Origin of the sequence: Citrobacter sp. Ce119 (genome assembly GCF_030334525.1) — a bacterium.
Taxonomy (GTDB): domain Bacteria; phylum Pseudomonadota; class Gammaproteobacteria; order Enterobacterales; family Enterobacteriaceae; genus Citrobacter; species Citrobacter europaeus.
Genome location: NZ_JAOWDR010000059.1, coordinates 184,564 through 210,349, shown reverse-complemented (window position 1 = coordinate 210,349; position 25,786 = coordinate 184,564). Strand labels below are relative to the sequence as shown.

The window sequence follows — 25,786 nt, the reverse complement described above, 5'->3', positions numbered from 1 at the left end:
GTCAAAGCTGCGAAGCGCTTTCCAGAATGGGGGAAAAAGGTACATTCAACGACTGAAATGTGCCACAATAGTGGCTGTTTATACAGTACTTCAGGTTTTCTCATGGCACTAACGGCTGCGTTAAAAGCGCAAATCGCCGCCTGGTATAAGGCGCTTCAGGAACAGATCCCCGACTTTATCCCCCGTGCGCCGCAGCGGCAGATGATTGCTGACGTTGCGAAAACACTCTCCGGGGAAGAAGGGCGACATCTGGCGATTGAAGCGCCGACCGGGGTGGGGAAAACTCTGTCTTATCTGATTCCCGGTATTGCCATAGCGCGTGAAGAACAAAAAACGCTGGTGGTTAGTACCGCCAACGTCGCTTTGCAGGATCAGATCTACAGCAAAGATTTACCGCTGCTACGCAAAATTATCCCTGACCTGCGTTTTACCGCCGCGTTTGGTCGCGGACGCTATGTCTGTCCGCGTAACTTAGCGGCGCTGGCCAGTACCGAACCCAATCAGCAGGATCTACTGGCCTTTCTCGACGACGATCTGACGCCCAATAACCAGGAAGAACAAAAGCGCTGCGCCAGGCTAAAAGGCGATCTCGACAGCTACAAGTGGGACGGGCTGCGCGATCACACCGATATCGCTATCGACGACGGACTCTGGCAACGGCTGAGCACTGATAAAGCCAGCTGTCTGAACCGTAACTGTCACTACTATCGTGAATGCCCTTTTTTTGTTGCCCGCAGGGAGATTCAGGAAGCCGAAGTGGTGGTTGCCAACCACGCGCTGGTGATGGCGGCCATGGAAAGCGAAGCCGTTTTGCCGGAGCCGAAAAACCTGCTATTGGTGCTTGATGAAGGCCACCATTTGCCCGACGTCGCGCGCGATGCGCTGGAGATGAGCGCAGAAATCAGCGCCCCCTGGTACCGACTGCAGTTGGATCTGTTTTGCAAATTAGTGGCTACCTGCCTGGAGCAGTTTCGGCCAAAAACCACGCCTCCGTTGGCGAATGCCGAGCGTCTGAATGGTCACTGTGAGGAACTGTATGAGCTGATTTCCTCGCTCAATAACATTCTTAATCTGTACATGCCGGCTACCCAGGAAGCGGAACACCGCTTCGCGATGGGGGAGCTACCTGCGGAAGTGATGGAGATTTGTCAGCGTCTGGCAAAACTAACGGAAATGCTGCGCGGTCTGGCGGAACTGTTCCTCAACGATCTCAGCGAAAAAACCGGCACTCACGATATTGTGCGTCTGCATCGGGTTATTTTGCAGATGAATCGGGCGCTGGGCATGTTTGAGGCACAAAGCAAATTGTGGCGGCTGGCATCGCTCGCGCAATCATCGGGCGCGCCGGTGAGTAAATGGGCGACGCGCGAGGTGCGTGACGGGCAGATCCACGTCTGGTTTCACTGCGTGGGGATCCGCGTGAGCGATCAGCTCGAACGACTGCTGTGGCGCAGCGTACCGCATATTATTGTCACTTCCGCCACGCTACGCTCGCTCAACAGCTTCTCGCGTCTGCAGGAAATGAGCGGCCTGAAGGAAAAAGCAGGGGACCGGTTTGTTGCGCTGGATTCACCGTTTAATCACGTTGAACAGGGCAGAATCGTCATTCCGCAGATGCGCTACGAACCGCTAATTGAAAACGAAGAGCAGCATATCGCGGAAATGGCCGCCTACTTCCGCGAACAGCTGGAAAGCAAGAAGCATCAGGGGATGTTGGTACTCTTTGCCAGCGGCCGGGCGATGCAGCGTTTTCTGGAGCACGTTACCGATCTGCGCCTACTGTTGCTGGTTCAGGGCGACCAGCCGCGCTATCGTCTGGTGGAGCTGCACCGCAAGCGGGTGACCAACGGCGAGCGTAGCGTGCTGGTTGGGCTGCAATCTTTTGCCGAAGGTCTGGACTTGAAAGGCGACCTGCTGACTCAGGTGCATATTCACAAAATTGCTTTTCCGCCTATCGACAGCCCGGTGGTGATCACCGAGGGCGAGTGGTTGAAAAGCCTGAACCGCTACCCCTTCGAGGTGCAGAGCCTGCCCGCGGCGTCGTTCAATTTGATCCAGCAGGTAGGGCGACTCATCCGTAGCCATAGTTGCTGGGGAGAAGTGGTTATTTATGATAAGCGTTTATTGACCAAAAACTATGGCAAGCGTTTACTGAATGCATTACCCATATTTCCGATAGAGCAACCTGCTGTGCCAGACGTTATAGTAAAACCAAAAGAAAAAGCGAAACCCACACGCCGCCGTCGGCGTTAACGACGCGAGCAACAGGCAAGGAGTTAACGATGGATTACCGCAAAATCATTAAAGAGATTGGGCGAGGAAAAAATCACGCGCGTGACCTGGATAAGGATACTGCTCGCGGACTGTATACCCATATGATGAACGGCGACGTACCTGACCTTGAAATGGGCGGGGTACTGATTGCGCTACGTATTAAAGGCGAAGGCGAAGCGGAGATGCTGGGCTTTTACGAAGCGATGCAAAACCACACCATTCGCCTGACTCCGCCGGTAGCGAAACCCATGCCGATTGTCATTCCCAGTTATAATGGCGCGCGCAAGCAGGCGAATTTGACTCCGCTGCTGGCGATTTTACTGCATAAGCTCGGCTTTCCGGTGGTGGTACATGGCGTCAGCGAGGATCCAACCCGCGTGCTGACAGAAACCATTTTCGAGCTGATGGGAATTGCGCCGACGCTGCATGCCGGGCAGGCGCAGGCAAAGCTGGATGGTCATGAGCCGGTGTTTATCCCGGTGAGCGCGCTGTGTCCTCCGCTGGAGAAACAGCTGGCGATGCGCTGGCGAATGGGCGTGCGTAACAGTGCGCACACGCTGGCTAAATTAGCCACGCCGTTTGCTGAAGATGCCGCGCTGCGTCTTTCCAGCGTGTCCCACCCGGAATACGTTTCGCGCGTGGCGAAGTTCTTCGGCGATATCGGTGGGCGTGGCCTGTTGATGCACGGTACCGAGGGCGAAGTGTATGCCAACCCGCAGCGCTGCCCGCAGATAAGTCTGATAGATTCATCCGGTGTGCGAGTGTTACAGGACCGACAGAGCGAGATGCCTGATGAGCCGGTACCGCTACCGGTAGCAAAAGACCCGGAAACCACCGCGCGCTGGATTGAGCGTTGTCTGGCGGGCAGTGAGCCTGTTCCGGCATCGTTGAAAATCCAGATGGCCTGCTGCCTGGTGGCAACCGGTGAATCCGCCTCACTGGCTGAAGGACTTGCCCGCGTCGAGCAAAGTTTCTAATTAATTTGTTATCCCGACGGGCCATTTACCAGGCCTGTCGGTTCTCTCATTTCAGCAACGTGAAATTTCTGCACGTTTATTGACCTCCGGAGCGCCGTGGCGCAGCATAGTTTGTTGAAAAATAAGAAACACAACAAACACGCGACACAACAGGAGATAACAATGAACAGTGGACATCGCTTCCATGTGCCAACGCTGCACGCCTTTATCCAGGCCGTTTTTCATCAGATGGGAAGCAATGAGCAGGAGGCGAGGCTGGTGGCAGATCATCTGATAGCCTCTAACCTTGCTGGTCACGACTCCCACGGCATCGGCATGATCCCAAGCTATATTCGCTCATTCTCACAAGGGTACCTGCAGATCAACCGTCATGCCAAAGTGGTCAAAGATGCGGGAGCGGTGATAACGTTTGACGGCGACTGTGCGTTTGGTCAGGTGGCGGCGCACGAGGCAATCACGCATGGAATCGAAAAAGCGCGCCAGTACGGTATCGCCGCCGTGGCATTACATAATTCGCACCATATCGGACGCATTGGCTACTGGGCGGAACAATGTGCGGCGGCAGGTTTTGTTTCGGTGCACTTTGTGAATGTGGTAGGTATCCCGATGGTCGCACCGTTTCATGGCCGCGATAGCCGTTTTGGCACCAATCCCTTCTGCGTTGTGTTCCCGCGTAAAAATACTTTCCCGTTGTTGTTGGACTATGCGACCAGCGCCATCGCGTTTGGCAAAACCCGTGTGGCATGGCATAAGGGCGAACCGGTGGCACCTGGATGCCTGATTGACGCAAATGGAGTGCCTACGACCGATCCTGCCGTAATGCAGGTTTCTCCGCTGGGGTCGTTACTGACATTCGCCCAACATAAGGGTTATGCGCTGGCGGCGATGTGCGAAATTATGGGCGGGGCGCTTTCTGGCGGTAAAACAACACATGAAGAAAGCCTGCAGACCAGCGCGGATGCCATCATTAACTGCATGACGACCATCATTATAAATCCTCAACTGTTCGGCGCGCCGGACTGTGATAACCAGGTTGCGGCATTTGCTGAGTGGGTGAAAGCGTCTCCGCATGCTGAAGGTGCCCCGATCCTGTTACCAGGGGAGTGGGAGGTGAATACGCGTGAGGAACGGCTGGCGCAAGGTATTCCGCTGGATGCCGGGAGCTGGAAAGCGATTTGCGAGGCGGCGCTGCAAATAGGGATGCCAGACGTCGTGTTACAGGAGTTCCGTCAACGTCTGGAACACTAAGCAAAAAAAAGCCCGTCCAGTGGCGGACGGGCAAACAAAGGGTAACAAACAGGGTCAATGAGGGTTGGAGCATTGGGTCGTACAGGTAATTTCTCGGTTATTTATAGATAACCGCGGTGCCGCTCATTTTATCTTTGCCGATAGCGGAAGTGATGCTGTATCCCGTTGCGCCAGCAGCATTTGCTTTCTCAGCGAGTTTGGCTTCCAGGCCGTCCAGCGTAGTGGCGCCGTCAGCAGATACCACACCAATTTTGTTCATGTTTTGTGCCTGAGTAGAGGAAACCGGCTCGGCAGCGAAAACGCCAAATGACAGGGTAGACAGAGCGATGGCGGCAACAGCAAATTTGATATTTTTCATGATTAATTTCTCGCAGGGTTGTTCTGTTAGTCAGTGTTCTTTAAGAAGACGTTGTTTCGTCGATGTGAGAAGTATCACGTTTTTTTATGCGAGATAAAATCGAATAGAATTGACGGCATCAATCAAAAAAATTGAATGACAAATAACTTATTGAATATTAATAAATTCGAAAGAGGGATTTACAGTTCTTGTCATTGCGCTTTACAGAGACACCGACAACGGCACATTTTGCTACACAGAGTGCAAAAAAGCGTGCTCGTAAAGGAAATTGTATACGCTAAAGCTTTTGGTAAAGATAAGTCAGCGTAGCTGGCTGTCTTTTGAACCTCTGCGATTATATCCTGAAAATGCCGCACTATGTGAATCTTTATCCTGTTGGCAAGTGATGCACAAGCGTACGCCTGGCACGGCCTCACGTCTGGCCTGAGGGATAGGATTGCCACATTCTTCGCATTCATACAGACTTTCCCCCGTCGGTAATTCACCGCGGGCGCGGGCTACAGCATCTTCAATAGTATTGTTGATCTGTTCGTTAACCGCGTCATCATTTGCCCATCCGGATGCCATGCTTACCTCCTGCTGATGTCTACAGAATAAGTATAGCGAATGTGATGGCTGAAAAACGACCACGCGTTACCACTATCAGATTTCAGACCATTCGCGCAGCAGGTTATGGTAGAGATTGAGAAGCGAGAGGATCTCGCTACTCTCCCCATGACGTGTTTTCAGGGACTGGATGTTTTTATCCAGTTCAAAAAGCATGGCGCGATTTTTGTCGTCACGGATCATCGACTGGATCCACATAAATGACGCCACACGAACGCCTTGGGTCACCGGCGTGACGCAGTGCAGGCTGCTGGAAGGGTAAAGCACCAGATCGCCCGCCGGCAGCTTTACCGCATGCTGGCCGTAGGTATCATTGACCAACAACTCTCCTCCTTCATAATCATCAGGATTACTCAGGAATAAGGTGGCGGAAAGATCTGTGCGCATCCAGCCGTTTTCCGGATGGCTACGCACCGCGCCGTCAACGTGAAAACCGTAAGTCTCGTTGTCCTGGTAGCGATTAAACAGCGGTGTGGAGAGTGTTTTCGGTAATGCTGCGGCGAAGAATAGTGCGCTGCTATTCACCGCAGTTTGTACCGCCTGTTGTAAAACGCCATAACGCGCACTTTGCGTATCCACCTGCTGGTTGTTTTTAACCTGTGCGCCCTGAGCGCCGGTGGTTGCACGGCCATCAACCCAGTCGGCAGCGTCCAACTGTTCGCGAAACCAGGCAACATCCTGCGCTGTCAGAACGCCGGGAATGTGGTACATCATCAGTGTTTCTCCTGAAAGTGGGGCTGACGCCCCACGTAAAAGATCAGAAATGCATATTTGCAGTGAGCAGGAAGGTTCTTGGCTCGCCCGGATGGTAACGGTATCCACTCTTGTTAATGGAGGATACGTAATCGGTGTCGAACAGGTTATAGACGTTTAGCTGGAAATCGAGATTGCGATTCACGCGATAGCCCAGTTTGGCGTCGGCGACCCAGTAACCTTCAGTGTAGGATGGCGTACCGACCGCACCGTCGGAACCGCGATGCATGCTGCCCACGTAACGAGCGCCCGCGCCAACAGAGATATCATCGGTAGCCTGATACTGGTTCCACAGCGTGAACGCATGTTCAGGCGTATACGGCAGGGATGAAGACCCATCCTGAGCAACGTTTTTACCATTGTGGATGGTAGCGCGTTGCTGGGTGTAGCCACCAATAACCTGCCATGCGGGGGTGATGTTGCCTGCTACCGAGAGCTCGTAGCCTTCAACGCGTTTCTCTCCGTACTGGGAATATGTTCCGTCGTCGTTCTGCTCAACTTCGTTCTCAATATCCGTGCGGAAAATCGCGGCGGTTAACAGCAGGCGCTTATCCAGCACCTCCCATTTGGTGCCGATCTCGCTGGTTTTCGCTTTCTGCGGTTTGAAATCGGTACGGTTCGCACTGTTACCGCTGCCGCCCTGGGCAAGGGCAAAGTTGCTGCCGCCTGGCGGTTGCTGAGAAACGGCATAGTTGATGTACACGTTACCATTATCGGTCAGGTGATACAGCGCACCCGCTTTCCAGTTAACCAGATTGCCTGATTTGGCTGTATCCACAGTGGTGACCGGGGAACCTTTGACCACACCTGTCGGGCACGCGACAGCGCCACGCCCGGAGGCGCCGCAAGCGGTGGCGCTGTCATATTCAGTGCGGTAATTGTCGAGGCGAATACCACCGTTTAGCTCAAACTCACGGGTAACTTGTAGCGTATCAAAAGCGTATATACCGAAGGTATCGGTTTGTCCGTTAGCGTTGGCGCCGTTACGCGACAATCCGCCGATATTCACATTGCTGTCGGGATGATAGATATTCACCGGTGGTGGGGTGATCGGCGCCACGCCATAATTGGTTTGCGTTTCGCGCGTTAGCTCCACGCCGGTACTGATGTCGTGACCGATGGATCCCGTGTAAAACTTTGAGGTCAGATTAGTCTGGTTGGTGAGGATTTTATTGCTGACATCTTTGGTATTTGCCAGGCGTGACCAGGTCCAGGTATCGACACTACTGGTTGGTTGAGTGATGTTAGACGCGCCGCCCATCACCGCCGTCATCAGATAATCTTGTTTAATACGCGACCAGCGGGTGGTGTTGCGAATAGTGGTGCTGTCGTTCAGGTCATGTTCAAAACGCATCGTTGCGGTATCGGTCGTCGAATCGTCGTAATCCGAGTTGGTGCCGTAGAAGTTATGCGTATCTACTTTTCCTGAATGATTCAGTGCAGAAGTCCCCGCGGATGGTGCGGAATACCCCGGCAGGCCAATGGTAGGGATACCGCCATCCGGCGTGTTGTGCTGGGTGACATGAAGATAGTTCAGGTACAGTCGGTTCTCAGTCCCTAAGCCAAAAGCGAGAGAGGGGGCCACACCATAACGTTCATTCTTAACATTATCGCGACCCGCATCATGGGTTTTTTCACCCATCAGGTTTAAACGTGCGGCGGTGGTCTCGCCGATGACCTGGTTAATGTCCAGCGTACCACGACGGAACCAGGCGCTACCGACGCTGGCTGACGCATCGATCCCGGAATCGGTGCGCGGCTGTTTGCTGATCATATTGATGGAACCCGTCGGCGCGCTACGTCCATAGTCGGTACCGGAAGGACCTTTGATCACTTCCACCTGTTCTGTATTGAAGGTGTCGCGCGTGACGCTGCCAATATCACGAACACCGTCGATATAAATACTGTTCGAGGTATCCGCACCACGCATGTAAACCGCGTCGCCTGTGCTGGAGTTTCCGTTCTCACCGGCAAAAAATGCGCCAACGCCCGGTACGTTTTTCAGCGCATCGGTCAGATTTGTTGCGCCTTGATCCTTAATCACCTGCTCAGAAATCACCGTCATGGTGCGGGTGGTATCCGCTACCGGGCGGGAGAATTTAGGATCGGCAGACTGCGTTGGGGCGTACAGCGAAGGTTTGGCCGCTTCAACAACCAGAGTGTCTTCTTGTTTTTTATCCTGATTGCCCGCGGCGACAGCCTGAGCTACCGGGGACAGACCAATGCACAGACCGGCAAAAAAAGTCAGTGAGTGAAAACTACTGGACGGCAAGTTGCGATTTTTATCCATGTTAATGAGTGACTTATTATTGTTTGAGTAAACGGTTTCACTCGCGCGAAGGGACATCTCTATGGATGTTATACCCTGCAGGCCTCGCGGAAGTGGACTTGTAATTGATAATGATTTTGATAAGCATTACTAATCAGTGCGACGTTTTAGCATTCATCACTTCAAAAATAAATACATTTGTTTACATTGGATTCAAAATTACTACACGGTGATTACAATTCGCACCGGGAATGACGTGAATTGCGGACAGCTAACTGCATTCGGGATGAATGCAGTTGGGCTAAGGTGAGGGGGTTACTTATAGATAGTTGCGGTGCCGTACATCTGGTTTTTACCGCCCGCAGAATTGACGACAAAGCCTTTGGCGCCTTGCTCTTTCGCTTTCTCAGCCAGCTTGTCTTCGAGATCGCTCAGGTTAGAGGCGCCGGTAGCGAAAACTGTGCCGGAAGCCTGTAGCTGACCGGTAGCAGGGCTGGTGTAGGGCTGTGCAGCAAAGGACGCAAATGTCATGCCGGTCAGGACGGTAGCGGCAAGTAATGTGAGGCATTTCTTCATAGTGATATCCTCTGAAAAACAACAGGTGTGCCTGATAAGTTTAGGTCGTCAGCACAGGACATTTACCGCAAAAAACTGGTGAAGACCTGTCTGTTTTTTGAACAAATGGCAAGGCATTAAACAGGCGTGAAAAATCAAATTTCCTTGTTGCATGTGTTTACCGCGTGGCGTTATGCGGGTATCTTACGCCGCTGTTAAAAGGAGAATGCTATGTCCGCCCAGAAACCGGGATTACACCCACGCAACCGCCACAACGGCCGTTATGATCTTGCGACTTTATGCCAGGTTACGCCCGAGCTGACGCAATTTCTCACCCTCACGCCCGGCGGCGAGCAGAGTGTTGATTTCGCGAATCCGCAGGCAGTGAAGGCGCTCAATAAAGCACTGCTGGCGCATTTTTATGCGGTGAAACACTGGGATATTCCAGACGGTTTTCTGTGCCCGCCGGTTCCTGGTCGTGCAGACTATATCCACCATTTGGCCGATCTGTTAGGTGAAACCAATGGAACCATTCCGGCAAATGCGAGCGTACTGGACGTGGGAGTAGGGGCCAACTGTATTTATCCGCTGATCGGCGTGCATGAATACGGCTGGCGATTCACCGGGAGTGAGACCAGCAACGAAGCGTTTAACAGCGCTCAGGCGATCGTAAATGCCAATCCGGGGTTAACCCGTGCTATTCGCCTGCGTCACCAGAAAGATGTTACGGCAATCTTCAACGGTATCATTCACAAAAATGAGCAGTATGAAGCCACATTGTGTAACCCGCCATTCCATGATTCTGCGGCCTCAGCCCGCGCCGGAAGCGAGCGCAAGCGCCGTAACCTGGGCCAGGATAAAGATGATGCGCTGAACTTTGGTGGACAGCAGCAGGAGCTGTGGTGTGAAGGCGGCGAAGTGGCGTTCATCAAAAAAATGATCGCCGAAAGCCAGGCCTTTGGACGTCAGGTGATGTGGTTCACCACGCTGGTTTCGCGCGGTGAGAATTTGCCGCCGTTGTACCATGCATTAACGGATGCGGGCGCGGTGAAAGTCGTCAAGAAAGAGATGGCCCAGGGGCAAAAGCAGAGCCGCTTTATTGCCTGGACCTTTATGGATAACGATCAGCGCCGACGTTTTATGGCGCGTAAACGCTAAAGCGTGGGCTCGGTTGGCGGCAGCGGTTCGCTTGCCGTCGATACAGGGCCATTCACCGGTGCAGGCAAGACCTGATACGTTTGTACCGGGGCGCGTATGTTGGCCAAATCGAAGTATTTCTTCACCTGGCTGTCAAGGGCAAAACGTACCGTCCACTGCTTCAGCGGTAAAGTAGTAAACGAGACCCTGAGCGTGAAAGCCGTATTGGTTAATCCCACGATCCCGGCAAACGACGGTTCGCCGATAATAAGCCCGCGGATATCTTCTTTTTCCATCACCGCAGCAACCGCGTCTTTCAACGCCTGATTCGCTTTATCCGCATCCTCATGACGGTCTACGTCGTAATTGGCGACGACCGATCCAATTCCACGCACAAAGTTGGCGAAGGTCGTTATCGATGACCAGGGAATGATATGGTACGCCCCGGTGTCCTGACGCACGCCCACAGAGCGGATGGACATTCGTTCAACCGTACCGGTGAGTGGGCCGATGGTCACCAGGTCGCCGGTGTTCATACCATTTTCGAACTGAATAAAGATCCCAGTAATAATATCTTTTACCAGCGTTTGCGAGCCGAAAGAGATAGCCAGCCCCAACGCCCCGGCCCCGGCCAGTAAGGGGGCGATATTGACGCCAATTTCGGACAGCACAATCATGATGGTGATCGTGCTGATTATTACCGCCAGCGCATTGCGAAACAGCGTCAGCAAAGTGCGGGTTCTGGCGCTGGGTAGCGGGCGGCCATGAATATCGGAAGCCAGACGATTTTCAATCAGGCTGGCAAGGATCGTCCAGCCGATGGCGGAGAAGAATAAAATCAGCGCGATACGGATCAGAATATCCACCGTTTTTTCTCCTGCGCCGTAATGCAGCCAGTTCCAGAAGTCGAACAGTCCCCAGGCATTCAATAGCAGCATCACCGCAACGCACACCGTCAGGATCCTGGCCACGCTTAACGCCGTCGACAGCCAGCCATTCAGTCGTTTTTGTAATTCCGGATAGCTGCGCTGGGTGTGTGGCGAAAGGGTAATAGTCTTGGCTATCCAGCGGGAAAACATGCCGGACACAAAGGCAGCAATCCCGATAATCACGAGGCTGCGCAGCGTAGCGCCCATCATGAATTTCAGGCTGTTGCCAGGATCAAATAGCGAGAAGAAAAACAGCACAATGAAGTAGGCGCTGGCCAGCCAATGCCACACCAGCGCAAAAGCGCGGATAAACAGGCTGAAGAAAGCTAACGATCTTTCCGCCAGATTCTGTAAATGCTGTGTTATCTCTTTCTTGTTTCTGAAAATCAGGTACAGCGCCCATAGCGTAATACACAGCATGATGATGACGTTTGCCATCGCGCCGACCTGCACGTTGACCTGATTGGAGATAATGGGAACGGCAACGATCAGTCCGTAACCAATCAGACTGCTCAACGAACTCAAACGGCGATTCCAGTAGCGAGCACCAGCATCCTGAATGTTAAACGGGCGCAGTTCAGCCACCGTTGGGCAAAATATCAGACGTAGAATGGCTTTGAAGAATTCAATCAGGGCAAAGGCATTGAGAAACAGGCTTTGCTGAAAGGCGATCGTGCGACTGCCGGTGTTCATTCGGTCGCTCAGTATTTGCCCGACAAACAATGTCAGCGCCAGCAGAAGCAAATCGATAATGAATGCGCCGATTATCATCGCCGGAAGCTGGAGCCAGTTGCTGCGTTCACGGTTTTTCCGTCGTGCCCATTGCCCCATTTTGCGATACAGCGGAAGCGCGCACAGGCGAATCAACCAGAAAAAACCGAACACTGACGCCGCCAGCATTAAAAAATGGGTCAGGGCATTGGTGAAAGTTTGTGGGTTAAAACTCTTATGCGGTGCGTCGGTAATATTACGGTAAAGTTGGGCAAAGCGGCTGGAGAGCGCCTCACCGTAGTGCCGTGTGACATCCGTGACGTTTTCCAGCACCGTTTTTTCTTCTGTTAATGTGGGTGGAACAATGGTTGGCACAGGCTCGGCAGGGGGCGCTGTCGCCACTTTGCGTAACTGATCGATCAGTTCCTGACGTGAGGCGTCATTTTCCAGCACATCCGCCAGTGCGCCGTAGGCCGCTTTCTTCTGTTCAACATCCGGCTCTTTCGTTGGCGCGGCTTGTGCGTTGGTTGACGTTGGCGAGGTGACGCCAGGTATCGTCACCGCCTGAGCCGGAATACTAAGCAGACAAACAAAGATGAACAGGATCCAGCGCATGACTCCTCCCATGAGAAAATAAATTCAAAAGGATAAGTATAGATGTCAGGGCGGGGGAGAAATGAAATGAGAGGATTCTGGTGAAAAACCTCCCTTCGGGCGAAGGGAGGCTGAACTATCAGGAAACGTGCTGCAAAAATTCCTGTAAGCGTTGGCTGGGCGGATTTTCAATCAGGGCCTGCGGATTACCGTCTTCGGCAATACGTCCCTTATCAATGAAAATCAGGCGTGAAGCCACTTTTTCGGCAAAGCCGATTTCGTGGGTTACAATCACCATGGTCATCCCTTCTTCCGCCAGATCCTGCATAACTTTCAGAACTTCATGACGCAGTTCCGGGTCCAGCGCTGAGGTTGGCTCATCAAACAGCATCATTTTCGGCTTCACCGCCAACGCACGGGCGATAGCCACACGCTGTTGTTGACCACCGGACAGTTCAGAAGGGTAGTGATGCGCACGCTCAGCCAGACCCACTTTCGCCAGCAGCTCTTTAGCCAGTTTCTCAGCCTGCTCTTTATTCGCCCCGCGTACGCGCTGCGGTCCGAACATGACGTTTTCCAGCGCCGTCAGATGCGGGAACAGATAGAACTGCTGAAACACCATCCCAGCTTCCTGGCGGATTAACCGCTCGTCTACCTTCGGATCGTTTACTTTCAGACCATCGACGATCAAATCGCCGGAGGTGATTTCTTCCAGTTTGTTAATACAGCGCAGCAGGGTAGATTTACCGGACCCGGACGGACCGATAATCACCACCACTTCGCCCTGCTGAATGTTCAGGTCAATATTGTGCAGCACCTGAGTTGGACCAAAGTGCTTAGAAACGTTTTTAAATTCAATCACAGGATTTTCATCCTTCTTTCCAGACGACGCAGAATGAAGCTCAGCACCAGCGTAATGATCAGATAGAACACCGCAACGGCGCTCCAGATTTCCAGTGCGCGGAAGTTACCGGCAATGATTTCCTGGCCCTGACGGGTCAGTTCAGCGACGCCAATGACAATAAACAGCGAGGTATCTTTTATGCTGATTATCCACTGGTTACCCAGCGGCGGCAGCATACGACGCAGTGCGAGAGGCAAAATTACGTGGCGGATAGTCTCTGTGCGTGAAAGTCCAAGCGCCAGTCCGGCTTCGCTGAATCCTTTATGGATTGAGAGCACCGCACCGCGGGTGATTTCCGCAATATAGGCCCCGGAGTTGATCATGATGGTGACAACGGCGGCGCTAAAGGGATCAATGCGTAAATCGTTAAATGCCATTGGCAGGGCGAAGTAAATAAACATCACCTGCACAACGATTGGCGTACCGCGAATGACTTCGATAAACACCAGCGCTACGTGGTTGGCTATCCAACCGCCGAAAGTACGTGCAAACCCCGCTGCAAGCCCGATTACCAGACCGCCAGCCAGACCGAGGACCGAAATCCACAGGGTCATTTTGGCGCCTTCAATCAAAAGCGGGATGGCGGGCCAGATGGCACTCCAGTCAAACTGCATATGTCGTTCCTGTTACCGTGGTGTAAATATTCAAATGCCTGTTTTACCGGATTCACTGTGTGGTTATTCGGCCTACAGGTCTCAAAAATCCCGGCGTAAGCCCGGTAAGCATCGCGCTACCGGGCAACGCTGTCGGTTATTATTTAGGTTCAGTACCGAACCATTTTTTGTAGATTTCGTTATACGTGCCGTTCTCTTTCAGCGTTTTCAGCGCGCCGTTCACTTTCTCGCGCAGTTCATCGCTGCCTTTCGGGAAGGCGATACCGTACTGCTGGGCTTCCAGGGATTCACCTACGGCTTTGAACTGGCCGTTACCCGCAGTTTTGATGAAGTAAAGAATGTTTGGAGTGTCGTGCAGCACGGCGTCTGCGCGGTTGGTGCCCAGTTCCATATACGCGTTATCGATATTCGGGAACTGACGCAGGTCTTTGGTTTTGATGTTAGCTTTTGCGTAATCAACGGAACCGGTGCCGCTCTTCACAGCGACGACTTTACCATCCAGATCTTTCACGCTTTTCACGTCGTTATTATTCGCTTTGACCATCACTAACAGACCGCTTTTGTAGTAGCCGTCAGAGAAGTCGATCGCTTTTTTACGCTCATCAGTGATGGTGATACCCGCCAGTGCCAGGTCGATATTTTTGGTTTGCAGAGCCGGGATGATGCCGCTGAAATCCATTGGTTTCAGTTCATAATCCAGCTTCAGTTCTTTGGCCACGGCAGCCCACAGATCCACATCAAAACCAACGTATTTGTCACCCTGTTTGAATTCGAACGGTACAAACGCGGTGTCGGTTGCGACAACCAGTTTCTTATCTGCGGCATGGGAGGACACCGCAAAAGCCAGGGTAAGTGCAGCCAGTGAAACTTTTAATACAGACTTCATAGGATTTCCTTTTATATCCACGGGGCGATCCCCTGCGAGAACATATGGCTTAATGAAAAAATCGTGCCAATTTTGCAACTCATTGTTTTAACAAGAAGGTGTCTTGTTTCTCTGCACAATAAGTAGGGCAAAGCGGGCGATCTGCACTATTTTGGGGCACTCATTTGGTGCGCGCCTGACACGGTGCAAACGGTATGACTATTTAGCGTAAAAATTGTTGATAAAACAATCTTTCGTTAACGATTGTGTGAGGTGATTATTACAATTAATTTACTTTGGGGTGACGAATGATCAATGTTATGCACCATAGAAGTGCAAAACCCCCGCCAGGGCGAGGGTTATATAGGTAATTCTTATGTCTGCTGTTATTCAATATTGGCTTCGATAAACCACAGGAATTTGTCGAGATCGCGTGACGCGGCGGTGAAGATATCTGCAGTATCTTCGTCTTTAGCTTCGCTAATGGCTTTACGTACGCTATTCGCGACGACGGCATAACGATCGGCCAGCTCTTTTAAGTGGTCCTGCACGCTATGGATATCCAGCGGGTAGCTTTTCAGAGGCGTTTTGCTGTTAATCACCTGGGTTGTACCCAGTGCGACTCCGCCCAACTGTACGGCGCGCTCAGCCATGGTGTCGAGGTGATCGGTCAGGGCTGTGCGGAAGCCATCCAGCATTTCATGTACGGCAATAAAGTTGGTGCCGCGCATGTTCCAGTGAGCCTGTTTGGTGATCAACGACAGGTCGATGAACTGGATCACTTGCTGATTCAGCAGCTCTACGGTCGCTTTCTTTTCGCTATCTGTCACATCGTTGCGGGTATATAGGAGGGCAGATGCTTTTGTTTTTACCAATTTTGCGGTACTCATATTTTCATATCCTCTTGATATTTATGTCCCAGCTCTTCAACGGGATTAAGTATAGCGCTAAATTTGGATTTGTTTTTCCGATCTTGCCTATCACTTTAATAGCGAAGAGAGATGTTGGTATAAAATAATTAATGAAATCATGGTGATATGATGGTTGTTGCCGGGGCGATGTTATTTTTATGTTAATGTAAAAAGTAAAAGAAATATGCGGATGAGAAAAATATATTTATTAGAATAATTATCACGCAGATTTACAATTGGATATTCTGCATGATTATGCAAACCATGCAGAATATTAAGTGGTTAATTCACGTCAACTTGCTTAATTTGCGGTTCTTTGCGAATAGTGAGCGTAGACCCCATTGATGCGACGATAATGGCGCCCAAAGCGAGCGTCTGGATAAGCGTCAGCGTTTCACCGAGGAAGATCATTCCGGAAACCGCTGCCAGTGCGGGCTCCATGCTCATCAGCGTCCCAAAAGTACGGGTTGGCAGCCGCGTCAATGCAATCATCTCCAGCGAGTAGGGAAGCGCAGTGGAGAGGACCGCAATGGCGAGGCCTAACGGCAGAATGGACCAGTGCCACAGGGCATCTCCAGCCTGGATCGCGCCGATGGGGACAAAAACCAGCGCCGCAATTAATGACCCAACCGCAACGGTCGCCGGACCATGTTCCGCGCCTGCACGCTGCCCGGTAAGAATATAGATTGCCCAACAGGCGCCAGCCCCCAGCGCCAGCGCGGCGCCGGTTAAATCCACGTGAGAAACGTCCTGACCTAACGGCAGCAGGAACCACAGCCCGAGAACAGCCAGTGCAACCCAGATGAAATCCACCGGACGCCGGGATGAAAACAGCGCTACCGCGAGCGGACCGGTAAACTCCAGCGCCACGGCAATTCCCAATGGCACGGTCTGGATTGACAGGTAGAAGAGATAGTTCATCCCGCCCAGAGACAGGCCATAAAACAGCAGGGGCAGGCGCTGTTCTTTGGCGAATCGCAAACGCCAGGGTTTAAAGAAGGCGATAAGGATGAGGGTGCCCAACGCAAGGCGCAACGCGGTAACGCCCGGCGCGCCAACGAGCGGGAACAGCGATTTCGCCAGAGATGCTCCGCTTTGAATGGATGACATAGCAATGAGCAAAACCAAAATAGGCAACCAGACTGGCGCTTTACGTGACGACCCCGGCATCCTTTCTCCTGTCAATGATGATTACACGCCTTCATCTGCGCGACGTTGCAGTTTTGCTACGACACGGATGACTTTATGTATAGAAAAGTAAAACAGCGAGTGTAATGGAAATACGCATCGCTGGTTGACTATTCGTTGAAAAAAAAAGTGCTCAGTTCCGTACAATGGCATGAAAATGATGGATTAATAATCTGTGTGATTAGGATTAATCTGGATGAATGTGCCATATTGTGCGCGCAATAATGGCATTTTACGTTAGAAAAGTGATGTTAATTGAAAGAGATAGCGGGTTTCTGAAATGTTCTGTTACATGAAAGACCCCGTTAGACATCGCGAATCGCAAAGAGTTTCCCATCAATTTTTGGTATATTTAAAACTTAAGATTTACTTGAAGCACATTTGAGGTGGTTATGAAAAAAATTGCATGTCTTTCAGCACTGGCCGCTGTTCTGGCTTTCTCCGCAGGTACTGCAGTAGCTGCTACTTCTACCGTTACCGGTGGTTACGCTCAGAGCGATGCTCAGGGCGCAGCGAACAAAATGAACGGTTTCAACCTGAAGTATCGCTACGAGCAGGACAACAACCCGCTGGGTGTTATCGGTTCCTTCACTTACACTGAAAAAGATCGTACCGATGCTTCTGGCGACTACAACAAAACCCAGTACTACGGCATCACTGCTGGTCCGGCTTACCGTCTGAACGACTGGGCAAGCATCTACGGTGTAGTGGGTGTTGGTTACGGTAAATTCCAGAACGCAGCATCCCCGGCTGACAACCACACCACCAGCGACTACGGTTTCTCTTACGGTGCTGGTCTGCAGTTCAACCCGATCGAAAACGTTGCTCTGGACTTCTCCTACGAGCAGAGCCGTATTCGTAGCGTTGACGTTGGCACCTGGATCGCTGGCGTGGGTTACCGCTTCTAATCACTCCGGTGATATGAAAAATCCGCCTTTTAGGGCGGATTTTTTTTGCGTGTAATTTAGAGATTAACGAGATTTGGTCTCAAAGATATCGGTACCAAGATGGTTGTAATCCACCTTCTGCAGTTTGAAGTTGGTGATGTACACCGGGCCGGCCTTTTTCTCTGAAATAAAGCGGTAGCTGTTGGTAATTTCCTTTGCGCTTATCCCTGTCCACTGTGAGAAAAAACTGAGGAAATCATTCGCAGAGCGACGGGCTTTAATCACCCGATGCGCTTTATCATCGCTCGACAGCACCATGAAAGGCACCTGGAAATTCTGCTGGAACTGATCGTCATGCGCCAGGTACTGCACCTCTTTTCCTCGCTCTTTAAACGCGAGGCCATGATCGGAAAAATAGACCATCGAGAAGCTGGTACCGCTGTTACGTAGCTGATCGTATAGCTGACGCAGCAGGTCATCCGTCTGCGTCATAGTGTACAGGTAGCAGGATGTCTCTTTTGACTGGACGAAGGTCTCGTATTTACCCTGCGTACGGTCGCAGGCCTGTGGATGTGAGCCCATTAAATGCAGCACGATGAGCTGTGGCTGGGTTCGCTCGGTTGCCAGCACCTGGGCGGTCATCTTCAACAGCGCTTCGTCACGGGTGTTTTTATCCGCTTCGAAATCACCGCTTTTGAGAAACTGAACTTCATCAGCGCGTTTCGCGATGCTGGCGATGGCCGTATCGTATTCACCAATCTGTCCCTGATTGGAAAACCACCACGTCTGGAATCCCGCTCGGTTGGCCAGGGTGACAAAGTTATCCTGGAACTGGGGCTTATTGTCGACCACCCGATTCAGCGTCAGGCCGAGTGATTTTTGCGTCGAACCGCTTGCCGCAATGTAATCCGCGAAGATGTAGCCGTTAACGGAGCTGGCAAACGGGGTGTTATCCCAGTGGCCGCCAAACGCGCCTAACGCATCGCGGCGGGCGCTTTCGCCGATCACCACGACGTAGGTGTGATACTTCGGCTTGACGGCGGTTACCGTCCAGCTGTCTTTTACGCTCGACAGTTTCGCCATACGCTCTTGTTCATCGAGCACTTCGTTGTTATTGACGATAACGTCCTTGGCAAAGCGGAAAACCGGATAGCCAGTATCTTTCAGCTTGAACACGCCGCCCCAGGCCAGGTTTTGCATCGGGGTAACAAAGAATGCGACAACGCTGAACAGCAAACAAACGCTGTCGAACTTGTTCCAGCCACGCTGCTGTACATCTTTTTTACGGCGTACGGCGATAACGCCGAGGGCGAAAATAAATACCCCAACCAGATAACTGTACCAGGGGAAGATGGTCAGGATTTCAGTAGACTCTTCCATATTGGTTGAGTGCAGCGCCAGCAAAGTATTGAAGTTCGGCGCACCATAAGCCTGGCCGAACGGAAAGTACATTGCCGCAATGAGTGAGCAAATGCCAATCAGTGCTTTCTGCACGCGCGGCGCGCTACGCCACAGCAGCATCAATATACAGGTGAAAGCAACGCTATAGAGCAGGCTAAGCGGATAGCCCAGCGCAAGGTTGATCAGCAGAGACTGTAAGAAATAGAGGCCAGTCCACGGACTAATTGCCCGGCTACGAGCAATGATTGAATCTTTGAGGGTTAAATTCATATGCCACTGTTACAAAAACGCCATGTGCTTACCCTGGCGCTAAGGGTCATTGCCTGCCTGAGAGAGCGAGAAGAGGGATAGGGTCCGCATCCGCGAGCCGCAATATACGCAGGGCTGCGAAAAGATAGAGTGTGCGCAGGAGAAGGTCAACTACTACAAAGAAATTGTTTTGCGAGGGACGTGGCAAAACTGACAAAAAGAAGGGTTATTAGCAGGAAAACGATCGCCGTATCCGAGTTACGGCAGGAAAAAGAAGCGGCGTACCGCGACGCCGCATTATTTTTCTGAAGGTTTATCCTGCTCTGGTTTGCTGTTAATCATGTCGCACAGCATAGAGATAAGCATTAACCGTACTTTAAAGGGAGAGTGGCTAAACACGCGTATACACCTCTTAAATTCATTCATATAAACCTCCTGACTTCACGATCCCATCAGTCCTTGAGGGATGTCTTTATTATATACAGATATAGCACAGGCTATATTATATAGCTATTGCTAAAACGTTAATTTTTTGTGCCCACGCAACTCTGGTTTACAATGAGCGCTCTCTAATCAGATGCCGTTAACGCGTCACAGGAACGAGGAAGCATAATGAGTCGTCGCGCAGGTACGCCAACAACAAAAAAAGTGACGCAATTGGTGAATGTCGAAGAACACGTTGAAGGATTTCGTCAGGTCCGGGAGGCACATCGCCGTGAGCTGATTGATGACTACGTAGAGCTGATTTCCGATCTCATTATTGAGGTTGGTGAAGCGCGCCAGGTAGATATGGCCGCGCGGCTTGGGGTTTCCCAGCCGACGGTTGCTAAAATGCTTAAGCGTCTTGCTTCAGTCGGATTGATTGAAATGATCCCCTGGCGAGGCGTGTTTTTAACCGCAGAAGGTGAGCGACTGGCTCAGGAGAGTCGGGAGCGTCATCAGATTGTAGAGAATTTCCTGTTGATGTTAGGTATCAGCCCGGAAATTGCCCGTCGCGACGCTGAGGGAATGGAGCACCACGTCAGTAAGGAAACGCTGGAAGCTTTTAGCCGGTTTACGCAACAGCAAGGAACAGGCTCTGAATGAGTTTTCCTTTATTACGCGCCCTACAGCGCGATCGTTTTTTTCAGTTGTTAATCATCGTCGGGATTGTACTAAGCCTGTTTACGCCATTTGCGCCCCGGTCGTGGCCTGGGGCGATTGACTGGCACACGATTATCACGCTTAGCGGGCTGATGTTACTGACCAAAGGGGTGGAGCTAAGCGGTTACTTCGATGTGTTAGGGCGCAAGATGACCCGCCGCTTCAATACTGAACGCCAATTGGCGATATTTATGGTGCTGGCGGCGGCGCTGCTGTCGACGTTTCTGACCAACGATGTTGCGCTGTTTATTGTGGTTCCGCTGACCATCACCCTGAAAAAATTGTGCGCCATTCCGGTGAATCGCCTGATTATCTTTGAGGCGCTGGCGGTAAACGCCGGATCGTTACTCACGCCAATAGGCAATCCACAAAACATTCTGATGTGGGGACGCTCAGGCTTATCGTTTAGCGCGTTTATCTGGCAAATGGCACCGCTTGCGGGGGCCATGATGCTGACGCTGGTGGTGCTGTGCTGGTTCAGTTTCCCACACAAAGCCTTGCACTATCATACCGGTACGTGCGCGCCTGACTGGCAACCGCGCCTGGTGTGGGGCTGTCTTGCGTTGTATATCATCTTCCTGACGGCACTGGAGTTAAAACATGGGCTGTGGGGCCTGGCGGTTGTGGCGGCAGGTTTCATGGTGCTGGCTCGCCGCGTGATCCTCAGCGTGGACTGGACGTTGCTGTTGGTGTTTATGGCGATGTTCATTGATGTGCATTTGCTGACGCAGCTCCCGGCCTTACAGGGGATGACCCATCAGATTGGCACCCTCTCAGCGCCGGGGCTTTGGTTGACCGCCATTGGCCTGTCGCAGTTTATCAGTAATGTTCCCAGTACGATTTTGCTGCTGAACTACGTCCCGCCAACGCTGCTGTTAGCCTGGGCGGTCAATGTGGGCGGCTTTGGGCTGTTGCCGGGGTCGCTGGCGAATCTTATTGCTTTACGGATGGCAAACGACCGACGGATCTGGTGGCGTTTTCATTGGTATTCGGTGCCGATGCTGATATGGGCGGCGCTGGTGGGATATGGTTTGTTGTTACTAATGTAATAGCGGCATTGAGGCAATAAAAAAGGCGGATGAATTATCCGCCTTTTTCGTGTCAGGTATGTGCTTAGTTCAGACGAACCGGCATACCTGAACGGTTCTGAACCGCCTGCTCAACGACGGCCTGATCGACGTCAGACTGACCGGTGATGCTGGTAATGCTCTTGTTCAGCGTAATCGGTACGATTTCCCCGCCCTCAAACTGTGCTTCAGTAGTAGACAGTGGGTTATGTACCTCGATGTAACGGCTGCCGTCTGGTTCGGTAGTGGCTTTTACCGGCTCATCGATAAACTGTACGCGGGTGCCGACTGGTACATTTTCAAACAGGAATTTGATGTCGTCGTTACGCAGACGCACGCAACCGTGGCTGACGCGTAAGCCGACGCCGAAGTTAGCATTGGTGCCGTGGATGGCATACAGACGACCAATATACAGCGCGTACAGACCCATCGGGTTATCCGGACCTGCCGGAACAACGGCTGGCAGCGGTTCACCCGCAGCGCGGTATTCCGCATGCATTTTCGCCGTTGGCGTCCAGGTTGGACCCGCTTTTTTACGTTCTACTTTAGTAGTCCAGTTGATTGGCGTGTCTTTGCCCAACTGGCCGATACCAATCGGCAGAACAATAACGGTGTTGGTGCCTTTCGGGTAATAGTACAGGCGCATTTCAGCGCTGTTGATAACAATACCTTCATGCACGGTATCCGGCAGGATCAACTGCTGAGGAATGTTCAGCACCGTGCCGCCTTTCGGCAGGAAGGTATCCACGCCCGGGTTGGCTTCCAGCATGTTAGACAGACCCATCTGATACTCCGCCGCAAAATATTCCAGCGGTTGGGTGTTGCCTTCAGGAATCGTGATGACCTGGTTTTGCCCAATTAAACGGCTGCCATCGGTAGGCAGCGGGTACGTGACGGCAGAAGCTGTGTTACAAAAACCAACTATTGCGAGTGCCGCCGCGAAAAGCGTTGTTAATTTCATATTCATGTTCATGTATGCGAGATTCAGTGCCAGGCAGGCTAGTGGGTTGAGATTTATGTAGTGTTGGGCACGCATTATATGTGCAATCTGAGCAACAAGGAATTCGGATGTGTACTAAATCACATTTTTTTCCTTTTACTCTCATTTTAGCCCTTCAGCATCAGGGGGCGATCTTATTGCAGACTTATGGCATAATAAGCGGTTTGTCACATATTTCTTTCTCTTTCAGGATACGCCAGTGTTAGTTTCCAGCAACGTCACCATGCAGTTCGGCAGTAAGCCGCTGTTTGAAAATATTTCCGTCAAATTTGGCGGCGGCAACCGTTACGGCCTGATTGGCGCGAACGGTAGCGGTAAATCTACTTTTATGAAAATTCTCGGCGGCGACCTCGAACCGACGCTGGGCAACGTTTCCCTCGATCCGAACGAGCGCATCGGTAAGCTGCGTCAGGATCAGTTCGCCTTTGAAGAGTTCACCGTGCTTGACACCGTGATCATGGGTCACGGCGAACTGTGGGAAGTGAAGCAGGAGCGCGATCGCATTTACGCCCTGGCTGAGATGAGCGAAGAAGATGGCTACAAAGTTGCTGACCTTGAAGTTCAGTATGGCGAAATGGACGGCTACTCTGCGGAAGCGCGCGCGGGTGAACTGCTGCTGGGCGTCGGTATTCCGGTAGAACAGCATTACGGCCCGATGAGCGAAGTCGCGCCCGGCTGGAAGCTGCGTGTGCTTCTGGCGCAGGCGCTGTTCTCTAACCCGGACATTCTGCTGCTCGACGAACCAACGAACAACCTGGATATCGACACCATCCGCTGGCTGGAGCAGACGCTGAACGAGCGTGACAGCACCATGATCATCATTTCGCACGACCGTCACTTCCTGAACATGGTCTGCACGCACATGGCGGATCTGGACTACGGTGAACTGCGCGTTTATCCGGGTAACTACGACGAATACATGACGGCGGCAACCCAGGCGCGTGAACGTCTGCTGGCTGATAACGCCAAGAAGAAAGCACAGATTGCCGATCTGCAATCCTTCGTCAGCCGCTTTAGCGCCAACGCGTCTAAATCTCGACAGGCGACTTCTCGTGCGCGTCAGATTGATAAGATTAAGCTCGACGAAGTGAAAGCGTCCAGCCGTCAGAACCCGTTCATTCGCTTCGAACAGGATAAGAAACTGTTCCGTAACGCGCTGGAAGTGGAAGCGCTGGCGAAAGGTTTTGATGAAGGCCCGCTGTTTAAAAACTTCAACCTGCTGCTGGAAGTGGGGGAGAAGGTTGCCATCATTGGCGCCAACGGCGTGGGTAAATCCACCATGCTGAAAACGTTAGTTGGCGATTTGCAGCCGGACAACGGTACCGTTAAGTGGTCTGAAAACGCCCAGGTCGGTTACTACGCGCAGGATCATGAATACGAGTTCGAAAACGATCTGACCGTTTTCGAATGGATGAGCCAGTGGAAACAAGAAGGCGATGATGAGCAGGTTGTGCGCAGCTTCCTTGGCCGTCTGCTGTTCAGTCAGGACGATATCAAGAAACCTGCGAAAGTGCTCTCCGGTGGTGAAAAAGGCCGCATGCTGTTCGGTAAACTGATGATGCAGAAACCGAATATCCTGGTCATGGATGAACCAACCAACCACCTGGATATGGAATCTATCGAGTCGCTGAATATGGCGCTGGAAATGTACCAGGGCACGCTGATCTTCGTTTCTCACGACCGTGAGTTTGTCAGCTCGCTGGCCACCCGCGTGATTGAAATTACGCCGGAACGCGTGATCGACTTCACCGGTAACTACGAAGATTATCTGCGTAGTAAAGGCGTCGAATAATTTTCCCGCCGTCTTTCGCGTTACAGGTGTGTTGGCTACACCTGTAACGCGAGATTCTTAGGGAAAAGGGTATAAGTTACAGATTAAATAATCCCCAACGCGCGTTTACCGTGGATATTCAAATCCTCCAGCGTGAAGCGTCCTTCCCAGTTAGTTTCATAATCCTCACGCGGGAAATCACCCGGCGACGCGCCTTTTTCCAGTGCGGCTTTCACTTTGTGGGCATAAGCCAGATTCTTTTCGCACATTGGTGCGGCAGGAATGTACATCACGTTGCCCCAGCCCTGCTGATTTTCCACCGGGGCGACGGAGTGAATCACGTCGCAATGCCACCAGACGGAGTCTCCGGCGTCCAGTTGCGGAATGCTGGTTAATGCCTCAATCAGCAGCGGATGCCATTGTGTGGAAATCGGCAGGACTCTGCCGGGCGCGACGCCGCAAAGTTCATCTTCCGGCACATCATCAAGCAATGGGCGTAACAGCACATATGCCATCGCTTCAGGAATAGGGACCACGTGCAGCAATCCCTGACCCGGCAGCATATCGGACAGTGCAGTCCAGCCCTGGAAGGTACGGAAGACCGAACATTTGGTGGTGTTATCCACCGTGTACTCTTCTACCTCGGTGCGATGCGCCGCCTGCCATGGATCATAATCTTCCAGCTTACCATTGAAAACATTAGCAAAGACCTGCTGATACGCCGGAAGAAGCCAACGCTCCAGCGCGCCGGAATCCGTATGCGCACCCAGCCCTTTGGACGTCGTTCCCGGCGGGCGACGGCGTATCCGGTCAGGGTAGATAACGCTGACATCCGGGTTAAACCATTGCTTACCTGCGCTTGAAAATGTCCAAAGACGATTAAGGAAAGACTGTGCATTGGCCATTTCTTCACTCTGACGGGCCTGCATCTGCGCCAGGGACCAGTAGATGGGGTAGATTTCAGGCCGCGATGCGCTCAGGGTACCAAAGAAATTATCGCCCGGTCCTTTATAGACATCGTCAAAATGGTTGCGGTCCAGATAGTCCAGCATTGACCGATCCCAATCGAGGGCCTGTTCTCGAGGGAAATGGCCTTTAATCACCGCGCATCCGCGACGCTTAATTTCTTCACGCTGCTCTGCACTTACGCGACCCGCGTTGATATCTGCATAAGACACCACGGGCCAAACCGGGGAGCCTTGCGCTTTGAGGGCGTTGATTTCCGCCACGCGATTGGCAATGGCATCGCTCAACTGATTGAAAATCAACTGAACATCTCCAAGCTGTTCACGCAGTTGCTGTTTCATCTGCCGGATTGTCGCTTTGTGATCGGCGGGCAACGTGTCGCTGGTAAAAGTAAAAGCCATATCCACCT

General features: G+C 52.0%; 23 protein-coding genes. 8 read left to right on the top strand and 15 right to left on the bottom strand.

Features of this window, described 5'->3' with window-relative positions; translation table 11 throughout:
- Positions 1-102: 102 nt before the first annotated feature.
- The 3 genes from dinG to OGV80_RS18010 all read left to right on the top strand — a co-directional run bounded on the left by dinG (position 103) and on the right by OGV80_RS18010 (position 4,499).
- Positions 103-2,253: an ATP-dependent DNA helicase DinG gene (dinG, locus tag OGV80_RS18020; protein ID WP_043015688.1), complete on the top strand. Its 2,151-nt coding sequence runs from the start codon at positions 103-105 to the stop codon at positions 2,251-2,253.
- 29 nt (positions 2,254-2,282) lie between these two features.
- Positions 2,283-3,251 carry a DNA-binding protein YbiB gene (gene ybiB, locus OGV80_RS18015; protein WP_043015689.1) on the top strand — a complete coding sequence of 323 codons (969 nt, stop codon included), beginning with the start codon at positions 2,283-2,285 and terminating at the stop codon, positions 3,249-3,251.
- A 162-nt stretch (positions 3,252-3,413) separates the two neighbouring features.
- The gene (locus OGV80_RS18010) at positions 3,414-4,499 is read left to right on the top strand and encodes a malate/lactate/ureidoglycolate dehydrogenase (RefSeq protein WP_087052985.1); all 1,086 of its coding nucleotides are present in this window, start codon (positions 3,414-3,416) and stop codon (positions 4,497-4,499) included.
- A 97-nt stretch (positions 4,500-4,596) separates the two neighbouring features.
- On the opposite strand, the gene ybiJ is transcribed toward OGV80_RS18010, so the two are convergent.
- From ybiJ to mcbA, 5 genes are all read right to left on the bottom strand, one after another.
- Positions 4,597-4,857, bottom strand: coding sequence for a DUF1471 family protein YbiJ (gene ybiJ, locus OGV80_RS18005; RefSeq protein ID WP_003831561.1), 261 nt, complete (start codon positions 4,855-4,857; stop codon positions 4,597-4,599).
- A 300-nt stretch (positions 4,858-5,157) separates the two neighbouring features.
- Positions 5,158-5,424, bottom strand: coding sequence for a DksA/TraR family C4-type zinc finger protein (locus OGV80_RS18000; RefSeq protein ID WP_003035233.1), 267 nt, complete (start codon positions 5,422-5,424; stop codon positions 5,158-5,160).
- A gap of 75 nt (positions 5,425-5,499) precedes the next feature.
- Positions 5,500-6,177, bottom strand: a complete 678-nt coding sequence (gene ybiX, locus OGV80_RS17995; RefSeq protein WP_047412476.1) for a PKHD-type hydroxylase YbiX — start codon at positions 6,175-6,177, stop codon at positions 5,500-5,502.
- Between the two features lie 43 nt (positions 6,178-6,220).
- A complete protein-coding gene (locus OGV80_RS17990; protein WP_043017870.1) occupies positions 6,221-8,506 on the bottom strand; it encodes a catecholate siderophore receptor Fiu in 2,286 nt (761 codons plus the stop codon).
- 294 nt (positions 8,507-8,800) lie between these two features.
- Positions 8,801-9,061 (bottom strand): DUF1471 family periplasmic protein McbA, encoded by a 261-nt coding sequence (mcbA, locus tag OGV80_RS17985; protein ID WP_043015692.1) that lies wholly within the window; start codon positions 9,059-9,061, stop codon positions 8,801-8,803.
- A gap of 210 nt (positions 9,062-9,271) precedes the next feature.
- Between mcbA and rlmF the strand changes: the two genes are divergently transcribed.
- On the top strand, positions 9,272-10,198 hold the full coding sequence (gene rlmF / locus OGV80_RS17980; protein WP_286515441.1) for a 23S rRNA (adenine(1618)-N(6))-methyltransferase RlmF: 927 nt from the start codon (positions 9,272-9,274) through the stop codon (positions 10,196-10,198).
- On the opposite strand, the gene ybiO is transcribed toward rlmF, so the two are convergent.
- From ybiO to rhtA, 6 genes are all read right to left on the bottom strand, one after another.
- Positions 10,195-12,432 (bottom strand): mechanosensitive channel protein, encoded by a 2,238-nt coding sequence (gene ybiO, locus OGV80_RS17975; protein ID WP_286515440.1) that lies wholly within the window; start codon positions 12,430-12,432, stop codon positions 10,195-10,197. The genes rlmF and ybiO overlap by 4 nt on opposite strands.
- Before the next feature lie 118 nt (positions 12,433-12,550).
- Positions 12,551-13,273, bottom strand: a complete 723-nt coding sequence (gene glnQ / locus OGV80_RS17970; protein WP_003035246.1) for a glutamine ABC transporter ATP-binding protein GlnQ — start codon at positions 13,271-13,273, stop codon at positions 12,551-12,553.
- Entirely contained in the window at positions 13,270-13,929 is a 660-nt protein-coding gene (gene glnP / locus OGV80_RS17965; protein WP_043015695.1) for a glutamine ABC transporter permease GlnP, read from the bottom strand. The genes glnQ and glnP overlap by 4 nt, the downstream gene beginning before the upstream one ends.
- Positions 13,930-14,068: 139 nt before the next feature.
- Positions 14,069-14,815 carry a glutamine ABC transporter substrate-binding protein GlnH gene (gene glnH / locus OGV80_RS17960; protein ID WP_016152370.1) on the bottom strand — a complete coding sequence of 249 codons (747 nt, stop codon included), beginning with the start codon at positions 14,813-14,815 and terminating at the stop codon, positions 14,069-14,071.
- Between the two features lie 365 nt (positions 14,816-15,180).
- Positions 15,181-15,684, bottom strand: a complete 504-nt coding sequence (gene dps, locus OGV80_RS17955; protein WP_043015696.1) for a DNA starvation/stationary phase protection protein Dps — start codon at positions 15,682-15,684, stop codon at positions 15,181-15,183.
- A 303-nt stretch (positions 15,685-15,987) separates the two neighbouring features.
- The gene (gene rhtA / locus OGV80_RS17950; RefSeq protein WP_003035255.1) at positions 15,988-16,875 is read right to left on the bottom strand and encodes a threonine/homoserine exporter RhtA; all 888 of its coding nucleotides are present in this window, start codon (positions 16,873-16,875) and stop codon (positions 15,988-15,990) included.
- A gap of 410 nt (positions 16,876-17,285) precedes the next feature.
- Here rhtA and ompX point away from each other — a divergent pair, with 410 nt between their 5' ends.
- Complete coding sequence (gene ompX, locus OGV80_RS17945; protein ID WP_003035257.1) at positions 17,286-17,801, top strand: outer membrane protein OmpX; 516 nt, start codon at positions 17,286-17,288, stop codon at positions 17,799-17,801.
- A 63-nt stretch (positions 17,802-17,864) separates the two neighbouring features.
- Here the strand turns inward: ompX and OGV80_RS17940 are convergent, their stop codons facing one another.
- Both OGV80_RS17940 and mntS read right to left on the bottom strand, forming a co-directional pair.
- Positions 17,865-19,451 (bottom strand): phosphoethanolamine transferase, encoded by a 1,587-nt coding sequence (locus OGV80_RS17940; protein ID WP_047412464.1) that lies wholly within the window; start codon positions 19,449-19,451, stop codon positions 17,865-17,867.
- A 276-nt stretch (positions 19,452-19,727) separates the two neighbouring features.
- On the bottom strand, positions 19,728-19,856 hold the full coding sequence (gene mntS, locus OGV80_RS17935; RefSeq protein WP_003831584.1) for a manganase accumulation protein MntS: 129 nt from the start codon (positions 19,854-19,856) through the stop codon (positions 19,728-19,730).
- A 186-nt stretch (positions 19,857-20,042) separates the two neighbouring features.
- Here mntS and mntR point away from each other — a divergent pair, with 186 nt between their 5' ends.
- Both mntR and OGV80_RS17925 read left to right on the top strand, forming a co-directional pair.
- Entirely contained in the window at positions 20,043-20,516 is a 474-nt protein-coding gene (gene mntR / locus OGV80_RS17930) for a manganese-binding transcriptional regulator MntR (protein WP_003035264.1), read from the top strand.
- Complete coding sequence (locus OGV80_RS17925) at positions 20,513-21,622, top strand: anion transporter (RefSeq protein ID WP_181633954.1); 1,110 nt, start codon at positions 20,513-20,515, stop codon at positions 21,620-21,622. Before mntR ends, OGV80_RS17925 begins: the two co-directional genes overlap by 4 nt.
- A gap of 64 nt (positions 21,623-21,686) precedes the next feature.
- On the opposite strand, the gene ldtB is transcribed toward OGV80_RS17925, so the two are convergent.
- Positions 21,687-22,607 (bottom strand): L,D-transpeptidase, encoded by a 921-nt coding sequence (gene ldtB, locus OGV80_RS17920; protein ID WP_003035268.1) that lies wholly within the window; start codon positions 22,605-22,607, stop codon positions 21,687-21,689.
- 232 nt (positions 22,608-22,839) lie between these two features.
- Between ldtB and OGV80_RS17915 the strand changes: the two genes are divergently transcribed.
- On the top strand, positions 22,840-24,432 hold the full coding sequence (locus OGV80_RS17915; protein WP_047412459.1) for an ABC-F family ATPase: 1,593 nt from the start codon (positions 22,840-22,842) through the stop codon (positions 24,430-24,432).
- Between the two features lie 83 nt (positions 24,433-24,515).
- Here the strand turns inward: OGV80_RS17915 and OGV80_RS17910 are convergent, their stop codons facing one another.
- Positions 24,516-25,778, bottom strand: coding sequence for a DUF1479 domain-containing protein (locus OGV80_RS17910; protein WP_087052982.1), 1,263 nt, complete (start codon positions 25,776-25,778; stop codon positions 24,516-24,518).
- Positions 25,779-25,786 lie beyond the last annotated feature (8 nt).

Excerpts from the sequence above, each read along its gene's own strand:
- OGV80_RS17940 (WP_047412464.1), bottom strand. The coding sequence starts at position 19,451 with ATGAATTTAACCCTCAAAGATTCAATCATTGCTCGTAGCCGGGCAATT.
- ybiX (WP_047412476.1), bottom strand. The coding sequence starts at position 6,177 with ATGATGTACCACATTCCCGGCGTTCTGACAGCGCAGGATGTTGCCTGG.
- OGV80_RS17990 (WP_043017870.1), bottom strand. The coding sequence starts at position 8,506 with ATGGATAAAAATCGCAACTTGCCGTCCAGTAGTTTTCACTCACTGACT.
- OGV80_RS18000 (WP_003035233.1), bottom strand. The coding sequence starts at position 5,424 with ATGGCATCCGGATGGGCAAATGATGACGCGGTTAACGAACAGATCAAC.
- dps (WP_043015696.1), bottom strand. The coding sequence starts at position 15,684 with ATGAGTACCGCAAAATTGGTAAAAACAAAAGCATCTGCCCTCCTATAT.
- ybiB (WP_043015689.1), top strand. The coding sequence starts at position 2,283 with ATGGATTACCGCAAAATCATTAAAGAGATTGGGCGAGGAAAAAATCAC.
- rhtA (WP_003035255.1), bottom strand. The coding sequence starts at position 16,875 with ATGCCGGGGTCGTCACGTAAAGCGCCAGTCTGGTTGCCTATTTTGGTT.
- mntR (WP_003035264.1), top strand. The coding sequence starts at position 20,043 with ATGAGTCGTCGCGCAGGTACGCCAACAACAAAAAAAGTGACGCAATTG.
- mntS (WP_003831584.1), bottom strand. The coding sequence starts at position 19,856 with ATGAATGAATTTAAGAGGTGTATACGCGTGTTTAGCCACTCTCCCTTT.
- glnP (WP_043015695.1), bottom strand. The coding sequence starts at position 13,929 with ATGCAGTTTGACTGGAGTGCCATCTGGCCCGCCATCCCGCTTTTGATT.
- ldtB (WP_003035268.1), bottom strand. The coding sequence starts at position 22,607 with ATGAATATGAAATTAACAACGCTTTTCGCGGCGGCACTCGCAATAGTT.
- glnH (WP_016152370.1), bottom strand. The coding sequence starts at position 14,815 with ATGAAGTCTGTATTAAAAGTTTCACTGGCTGCACTTACCCTGGCTTTT.
- OGV80_RS17925 (WP_181633954.1), top strand. The coding sequence starts at position 20,513 with ATGAGTTTTCCTTTATTACGCGCCCTACAGCGCGATCGTTTTTTTCAG.
- mcbA (WP_043015692.1), bottom strand. The coding sequence starts at position 9,061 with ATGAAGAAATGCCTCACATTACTTGCCGCTACCGTCCTGACCGGCATG.
- OGV80_RS18010 (WP_087052985.1), top strand. The coding sequence starts at position 3,414 with ATGAACAGTGGACATCGCTTCCATGTGCCAACGCTGCACGCCTTTATC.
- ybiJ (WP_003831561.1), bottom strand. The coding sequence starts at position 4,857 with ATGAAAAATATCAAATTTGCTGTTGCCGCCATCGCTCTGTCTACCCTG.
- ompX (WP_003035257.1), top strand. The coding sequence starts at position 17,286 with ATGAAAAAAATTGCATGTCTTTCAGCACTGGCCGCTGTTCTGGCTTTC.
- rlmF (WP_286515441.1), top strand. The coding sequence starts at position 9,272 with ATGTCCGCCCAGAAACCGGGATTACACCCACGCAACCGCCACAACGGC.
- ybiO (WP_286515440.1), bottom strand. The coding sequence starts at position 12,432 with ATGCGCTGGATCCTGTTCATCTTTGTTTGTCTGCTTAGTATTCCGGCT.
- OGV80_RS17910 (WP_087052982.1), bottom strand. The coding sequence starts at position 25,778 with ATGGCTTTTACTTTTACCAGCGACACGTTGCCCGCCGATCACAAAGCG.
- dinG (WP_043015688.1), top strand. The coding sequence starts at position 103 with ATGGCACTAACGGCTGCGTTAAAAGCGCAAATCGCCGCCTGGTATAAG.